5 protein-coding genes and 1 pseudogene are annotated in these 6,759 nt (G+C 67.9%); 3 read left to right on the top strand and 3 right to left on the bottom strand.

What is annotated here, in order from left to right:
- The 3 genes from FVW27_RS04455 to FVW27_RS04445 all read right to left on the bottom strand — a co-directional run.
- A partial coding sequence (locus FVW27_RS04455) for a CHASE2 domain-containing protein (RefSeq protein ID WP_167123092.1) occupies positions 1–890 on the bottom strand: 890 nt, incomplete at its 3' end.
- A 21-nt stretch (positions 891–911) separates the two neighbouring features.
- Positions 912–1,496 carry an OmpA family protein gene (locus FVW27_RS04450; RefSeq protein WP_167123090.1) on the bottom strand — a complete coding sequence of 195 codons (585 nt, stop codon included), beginning with the start codon at positions 1,494–1,496 and terminating at the stop codon, positions 912–914.
- 9 nt (positions 1,497–1,505) lie between these two features.
- The gene (locus FVW27_RS04445; RefSeq protein ID WP_167123088.1) at positions 1,506–1,964 is read right to left on the bottom strand and encodes a FecR family protein; all 459 of its coding nucleotides are present in this window, start codon (positions 1,962–1,964) and stop codon (positions 1,506–1,508) included.
- A gap of 684 nt (positions 1,965–2,648) precedes the next feature.
- Here FVW27_RS04445 and recD2 point away from each other — a divergent pair.
- The 3 genes and pseudogenes from recD2 to FVW27_RS04430 form a co-directional block, all read left to right on the top strand.
- Entirely contained in the window at positions 2,649–4,835 is a 2,187-nt protein-coding gene (gene recD2 / locus FVW27_RS04440) for an SF1B family DNA helicase RecD2 (RefSeq protein WP_208294626.1), read from the top strand.
- A gap of 238 nt (positions 4,836–5,073) precedes the next feature.
- Positions 5,074–6,507 carry an NlpC/P60 family N-terminal domain-containing protein gene (locus FVW27_RS04435; RefSeq protein WP_208294625.1) on the top strand — a complete coding sequence of 478 codons (1,434 nt, stop codon included), beginning with the start codon at positions 5,074–5,076 and terminating at the stop codon, positions 6,505–6,507.
- Positions 6,508–6,558: 51 nt separating this feature from the next.
- Positions 6,559–6,759: pseudogene (locus tag FVW27_RS04430) on the top strand (tRNA (N6-isopentenyl adenosine(37)-C2)-methylthiotransferase MiaB); the annotation flags it as partial.

The following is a 6,759-nucleotide window of genomic DNA, read 5'->3' as shown; positions in this document are numbered from 1 at the left end:
GCCGGGACGAAGCGGTGCGCCCGCGCGCCACCGGCAAAGCGCAGCCGCATGCACGCGGCCCGGTCCACGGGTATGCGCGTTTCGCCCGTCACCAGCACCGGCCCCAGCGCGTCCGTTTCCACGCGCACCTCCCGCAGGTTGCGCGCCTGCATGAACAGGGCAAGGGCCAGGCTGGGGTAGTATTGCCCCTGAAAGCGATGCAGCAGGGGAACGCGGCGGATGCTGCCGTCCTCGTCCTTTTCCACGTTGATGAATCCGGACGCGGCCAGCCCGGTCTGGATGGGGCCGGTGTTGCACAATATGCCGGTGGACTCCGCCGGGGCGATGGCCGTGGTTTCTCCGGTCACGTGCACCGGGCGGGGCAGGTTTTCCGGGTCGGTGGTGACGAGGTCGAACAGGTGCAGCACCGCACCCACGGCTTCCGCCCCGGCCAGCACGCTGCCGAAGTAGGCGTCGTTGTCCTCCATGCCGCGGGGCACGCCGCTGATGGCGATGTCCAGCCCGAAGTCGCGCCGGAAGGCATGGCGGATGGTGGCGATGGAGGTGCGGTCCGGCTCGGAGAACAGGACGTCCACCGCCACTCCCATGGGCCGGGCGGCGGACACCCGGCGCACGATGTCGCCGGTGAGGTAGCGCGGCCATGGCCACTGCCCCGCCACGGCCAGGCTTTCCTCGTCGATGTCCACGATGACCACCCGATCGGGAGCGGGGCCGTGCGCCATGCGGCTGGCCAGCCCGTCCAGGATGCGGTTGTCCGCAAGCTGCACCAGTTCCGGCTCTGCCAGGCAGAACAGCGCGGCCAGCAGCAGCCCGGCCACGGTGACGGCGGCCACCAGCCGCTGGCGCGAAATGGTGGCAAGGCGTGATGCGGATTTGACGGGCGTGGTCATGAGGTGCCGTGTCCGAAGATATTAACGGACCAGGATTTCCACCCGTCTGTTCCTGGCCTCGGCCACGCCGGGGGCGGTGGGCACCAGCGGGTCGTTGGCCCCGTGGCCGGAAAGCGCCACGCCGCTGGCGGGCACCCCGCGCGCTTCCAGCATGCGGCGTACGGCCTCTGCCCGGGCCATGGACAGCTTCTGGTTGGCGGCGGGATCGCCCGCGCTGTCGCTGTGCCCGATGACCGAAACGTTGCTCACGGCGCGGCGGGTGATGTCGGCGGCGGCCTCGTCCAGCGCCGGGCGCGATGCGGGTTCCGGCTCCGTGGAGCCGGTGGGGAAGTACAGCAGAAAGCTCTTGGGCGGTTCCGGCATGGCGGCCACGGTACTGCCGAAGATGCGGTCGATCTCCTGTTGCGACATCACCTTGGGCGGGGCAGGCTTGTCGGTCACCTGGGTGGATTCGTTGGCTGCGGCCAGGGGCTGTTCGGCCCCGCCCGCCTTCACCACCACCCGGCCCACGCCGCCGTCGTCGTCGGGCACCAGCACCACGGTGGTCTTGGGCGCGCAGGCCCCCAGCACGAGACACAGCAGAAGGATGGAAAACAGCGTGCGCATGGTGCCCCCCTATTCGGCGCGGATGAGAAAACGGGTGCCGCGCACACCCACGGCGGCCTGCGGCGTGCGGAACCTGACGGCTTCCGGTGCCAGCCTGGCCAGCCGACCGGAAGAATAGGCCGCCTCGCCGCGCTGCATGTACACGTCGAAATCGTAGTCCTTTTCCAGCGGCACGAAACGGTAGGACTGCACCTTCAGTTCCGAACCCGGCCCCACGGCGATGCGCGTGCCGTCCTGAAAGCTGACCCCGGCCTTGCCGTCCGGGCCGGTGCGCAGGATGTCGCCCACCAGCAAAGGGTCGCCCGGCACGGGAACGGAACTGCTGCCCGCCCGTTCCACGGTGACCGCGCCGGACACCGTGCGGAAGTTGGCGGCGGGCGCTTCCGCCCATGTGGCGGATGCACAAAGAACAAGGGCCAAGGCCAGCAGTGCCAGCGGCACATGAACGATCAGGCGTGTAGTGCGCATGGAATGCCCCGGTATGGCGGTGTTTCGCCCGCATGTGTGGCCGGAACGGAGAGCCCGTATCCGGTTGTCCTGTCGAAGGCGTGTGTTCCTGCTGCATGTCCGGTGCCGCATGCCCGCGCGCGGCGTCCGGAACACATGCGAAGGCTTGTTCCTCATTCATCTTTTTGGCATTCGCTGGTCAGGGATACAATTAGATTTTGAAGCAGTCAGGCTGAAAGACCGGGCGGAATGGCGGCATGGGTGCCGTGCGCCCGATGTGTGGAGGCGTCGTGCCTGCGACGTCACCCCGCCCGATGGCCCGATTGCCGCGTCATCCTTGACGGGTGCGGCACGAGCGGCTAGGGGCTGTTGCAGAACTTGCGGCATTTCGTGGCTGCCGCCGGTATCGGCCATGGCGGCTTGCGCCGCGCTCCGCGCCCGCCAGAACGGGTGCCGTCCAACCGCATGCCGCCCGGAAGCATACCACCCTGACGCTTCCCGGCCCGCCCTTTTCGCCCCCCAACCGGACACTCCATGCAGCACGACCCGCGCAACCCGCGATCCTCCCGAATTTCCCGTTCCGCCGCCCGGCAAGCGCCTGCGGATGCGCAGACCGGCGCGTCATCCGGTCCGCAGTCCGCCCCCACCGCATCCGGCCCCCCGGCGTCCGCCGCATTAGGCAAGGCCGCGCCCATGCTGGCCGCCATGCAGGAGGCGCAGGACGCACCGGAGCAGCTTTCCGGCGTGCTCGACCGCGTCATCTTCCACAACGAGGAAAACGGCTACACCGTGCTGCGCCTGCGCCCGCTGCCCAAGGGCGACATGATCAGCGTGGTGGGGCACATGGTTTCGCCGCAGCCGGGGGCATCGCTGAAGCTGATGGGCCGCTGGGTGAACAACCCGCGCTTCGGGCGGCAGTTTTCCATGGAAAACTACGAGAACCTGCTGCCCGCATCCGTGGAGGGCATCCGCCATTATCTCGGTTCCGGCCTCATCAAGGGCGTGGGCGAATCCATGGCCGCGCGCATCGTGGATGCCTTCGGCGAGGACACCTTTCGCGTGCTGGACGAGGAGCCGGACCGGCTGCTGCGGGTCAGCGGCGTGGGCGGCAAGACGCTGGAGCGCATCAAGGCGGGCTGGTCCGACCATCAGGGCATCCGCGATCTGATCATGTTCCTGCAACCGCACGGGGTCAGTACCGCCTATGCCGTGCGCATCTACCGCCACTACGGGCAGCAGGCCCTGGCGGTGGTGCGCGAGAATCCCTACCGCCTGGCCATGGACATCCACGGCATCGGCTTTCACACCGCCGACATCGTCGCGGAAAAGCTGGGCTTCTCGCGCGACAGCGAACTGCGGGCAGAGGCGGGCACCCTGTACACCCTGCAACGCCTGAACGACGACGGCCACGTCTACGTGCCGCACGATACGCTGATCTCCCACACCTCGGACCAGTTGGACATCCGCGCCGACCTCGTGGAAGACGCCCTGCGCACCCTCGAAATCGAGGAGCGCATCGTCATCGAGGAAATGGACGGCGAACTCGGCGTGTTCCTTTCCCGCTACCATCATTACGAAACCAAGATCGCCTACTATCTGCAACGGGTGCTGCGTTCGCCGAAAGCCGTGCACTTCGAGGACCCGGAGGCGGTCATCACCGAGGTGCTGGCCAAGCTGTCCATCACCCTTGCGCCGGAGCAGCTGGAGGCCGTGCGCACCGCCACCCGCTCCAAGGTCATGGTGCTTACCGGCGGCCCCGGCACCGGCAAGACCACCATCATCAACGCCATCATCAAGGTCTTTGCCGAAACGCGCGCCAAGATCCTGCTGGCCGCGCCCACGGGCCGCGCCGCCAAGCGCATGTCCGAGACCAGCGGGCGCGAATCCAAGACCATCCACCGTCTGCTGGAGTACAGCCCCAAGGAGGACGGTTTCGCCCGCAACGAGGACAACCCCCTCGCCTGCGGCCTGCTGGTGGTGGACGAGGCGTCCATGATGGACACCATGCTCATGTACCACCTGCTGAAGGCCGTGCCGCTGGGCGCCACGCTGCTCTTCGTGGGCGACGTGCACCAGCTGCCCTCGGTGGGGCCGGGCAACGTGCTGCGCGACGTCATCGCCTCGGGCGTGGTGCCGGTGGTGGAACTGGTGGAAGTGTTCCGGCAGGCCGCCGAAAGCGAGATCATCTGCAACGCCCACCGCATCAACCACGGCGAGGTGCCGCCGCTGGAATCCTCGCGCGACCGGCTGTCCGACTTCTACTTCATCCGGCAGGACGACCCCGAGAAGGCCGTGGAGATGATCGTGGAACTGGTGCGCGACCACATCCCGCGCCGCTTCGGCCTGCATCCGGTCAACGACATCCAGGTGCTTACCCCCATGCACAAGGGCGCGGTGGGCGCGGGCAACCTGAACATGCGCCTGCAACAGGCCCTGAACGGCCAGACCCTGTGCGTGCAGCGCGGCGAGCGCCAGTACCGCCTGGACGACAAGGTGATGCAGATCCGCAACAACTACGACAAGGACGTCTTCAACGGCGACATCGGGCGCATCTGTCTGGTGGACCCCAAGGAGCGCCAGCTTACCGTGCGCTTTGACGAGCGCAACGTGCCCTACGCCTGGGAAGAGCTGGACGAGATCGTGCCCGCCTACGCCATCTCGGTGCACAAGTCGCAGGGGTCCGAATACCCCGCCGTGGTCATCCCCGTGCTGACCCAGCACTACATGCTGCTGCAACGCAACCTCATCTACACCGGCGTCACGCGCGGCAAGCGTCTGGTGGTGCTGGTGGGCGAACCGCGCGCCCTGGCCATGGCCGTCAAGAACAACCGCATGCACAAGCGACATACCCGCCTTGCCCGGCGGTTGGCGCTTGGTGTGGGGGTGGGGTAACGCGTTGGGGGAATGACGAAGATTTTTGAAGGGGAAAAAGCGTACCGGGGGAAGGGGGGAAGCTTTGAAAAGCTTCCCCCCTTCCCCCGAACCCCCTTCCCCCCAGCAAACTTTTCAATTGTGGTGTATGGCGTGAGGCAAGAGGTCGTGCAGAAACGGCAGGTTCACGCGGGGCAAGGTGCGAGAGGGTAAGAAATACCCCGGCCAGCAGTTTGCCGAGAACAGGGAGAGAATGAAGATGTCGCAGATAATATCCACCGTGCACGCCCGCCGCGAGTCGTCCGGCGCCGCGCGTTCCCTTGTCACAGCGTTGGTCGTGTTGCTGCTGGCCGCGCTGTTTCTGTCCGGTTGCGCCGGGCGCGGACCGCGCGAGGTCGCGCCGCCGCGCTTCACCGAACTGGAGCGTCATCCGCAGGATCTTTCCGTGTACGCCGTCCGCGCGGGCGGTGACAGCCCACTGCTGGACGCCGCCACCCAGGCCGCGCAGGACCAGCGCTGGAACACCCGCTTCTTCGCCCCGTGGTTGCAGACCCGCACCGGAGTGACCATTGCCGAGGTGGCCCGTACCGCCCCCTACCTGACCAAGGACGGGCGCACGCGCGGCCACGCCGAAAACCTGCTGCCGTGGGACGCCAGCCGCTTCGCCGCGCTGGTGGCCAACTGCGATGCCCCGTCCTTCCCGGCCATGGCGGAGCGCGGCATCATCGTGCGCAATACCGCCCTGCGCGAACTGCCCACCCTGCGCCCCTCGTTCGCCAATCCCGACAAGGCCGGACAGGGCTATCCCTTTGACGACCTCCAGCGGTCCGCCGTGTGGACCGGCACCCCGGTGTTCGTCTCGCACGTGTCGCTGGACCGGGCCTGGCTGTACTGCGAAACCGGCTTCGCCTCCGGCTGGGTGCCCGCCGAACACGTGGCCCTTGCCGACGCCACCTTCCGCGCCTTGTACCAGAATGGCCGCTACGCCGCCGTGCTGCGCGACGACGTGGCCCTGACCAGCCCCAATCAGGCGTTCATCGCCACGGCGCACATCGGCGCTGTGTTCCCCGTGGCCGTGGAATCGCCGGGCGGGCTCACCGTGCTGGTGCCCCTGCGCGATGCCGACGGACGCGCCGTGCTGGGGCAATCCACACTGCCCGCCGGGTACGCCGCCATGAAGCCGCTGGTCATTTCCCCCGCGCGCATGGCCGAAATCGGCAACCGCATGATGGGCCAGCCCTACGGCTGGGGCGGCATGTACGAGGACCGCGACTGCTCGGCCACCCTGCGCGACCTGTTCGCCCCCTTCGGCATCTGGCTGCCGCGCAACTCCGCGTCGCAGGCCAGAGCCGGGCGGTTCGTGGATTTCGGCAAGGCCTCGCCCGACGGCAAGGAAGCCATCATCCGCACGCAGGGCGTGCCCTTCCTGACCCTGCTGTGGCTCAAGGGGCACATTACCCTGTACCTTGGCGAATACGACGGCCACCCGGTGATGTTCCACAACATCTGGGGCTTGCGCGTGTTCAACAACAGCGGAGAGGACGGCGAACGCGGGCAGGAGGGCCGGTTCATCCTGGGCCGCGCCGTGGTCACCTCGCTGCGGCCCGGCACCGAACTGCCCAACCTGACCACCCCGGACGGGCTGGTAGCCCGCATGCTGGGCATGTCCATCTTGCCGGGCGGAGGGCAGTAGCGTGCCGATGGGGGGAATGGTGGTTCCGCAGGCCCTGAACGGGGCGCGCCCATGAGCGGCCACGCCTTTTTCGCGCTGACGCTGGGCTGCAAGATCAACCAGTACGAGACCGAGGCCGTGCGCGAGGCATGGCTGGCGCGCGGCTGGCGAGAGGCGGCAGACCCCGCCGATGCAAGCGTGCTGCTGATCAACTCGTGCGCGGTCACCGCGCGCGCCGTGGCCGACGTGCGTCAGGCCGTGGCCCGCATGCAT

The sequence above is a fragment of the Nitratidesulfovibrio liaohensis genome, assembly GCF_011682075.1.
Classification (GTDB): Bacteria; Desulfobacterota; Desulfovibrionia; order Desulfovibrionales; family Desulfovibrionaceae; genus Cupidesulfovibrio; species Cupidesulfovibrio liaohensis.
Note: the sequence above shows the minus strand (reverse complement) of the source record. Positions and strands in the feature narration are given on the sequence as shown.

Coding starts and splice junctions, on each gene's coding strand:
- FVW27_RS04450 (WP_167123090.1), bottom strand. CDS start 1,496: ATGCGCACGCTGTTTTCCATCCTTCTGCTGTGTCTCGTGCTGGGGGCC.
- FVW27_RS04445 (WP_167123088.1), bottom strand. CDS start 1,964: ATGCGCACTACACGCCTGATCGTTCATGTGCCGCTGGCACTGCTGGCC.
- recD2 (WP_208294626.1), top strand. CDS start 2,649: ATGCAGGAGGCGCAGGACGCACCGGAGCAGCTTTCCGGCGTGCTCGAC.
- FVW27_RS04435 (WP_208294625.1), top strand. CDS start 5,074: ATGTCGCAGATAATATCCACCGTGCACGCCCGCCGCGAGTCGTCCGGC.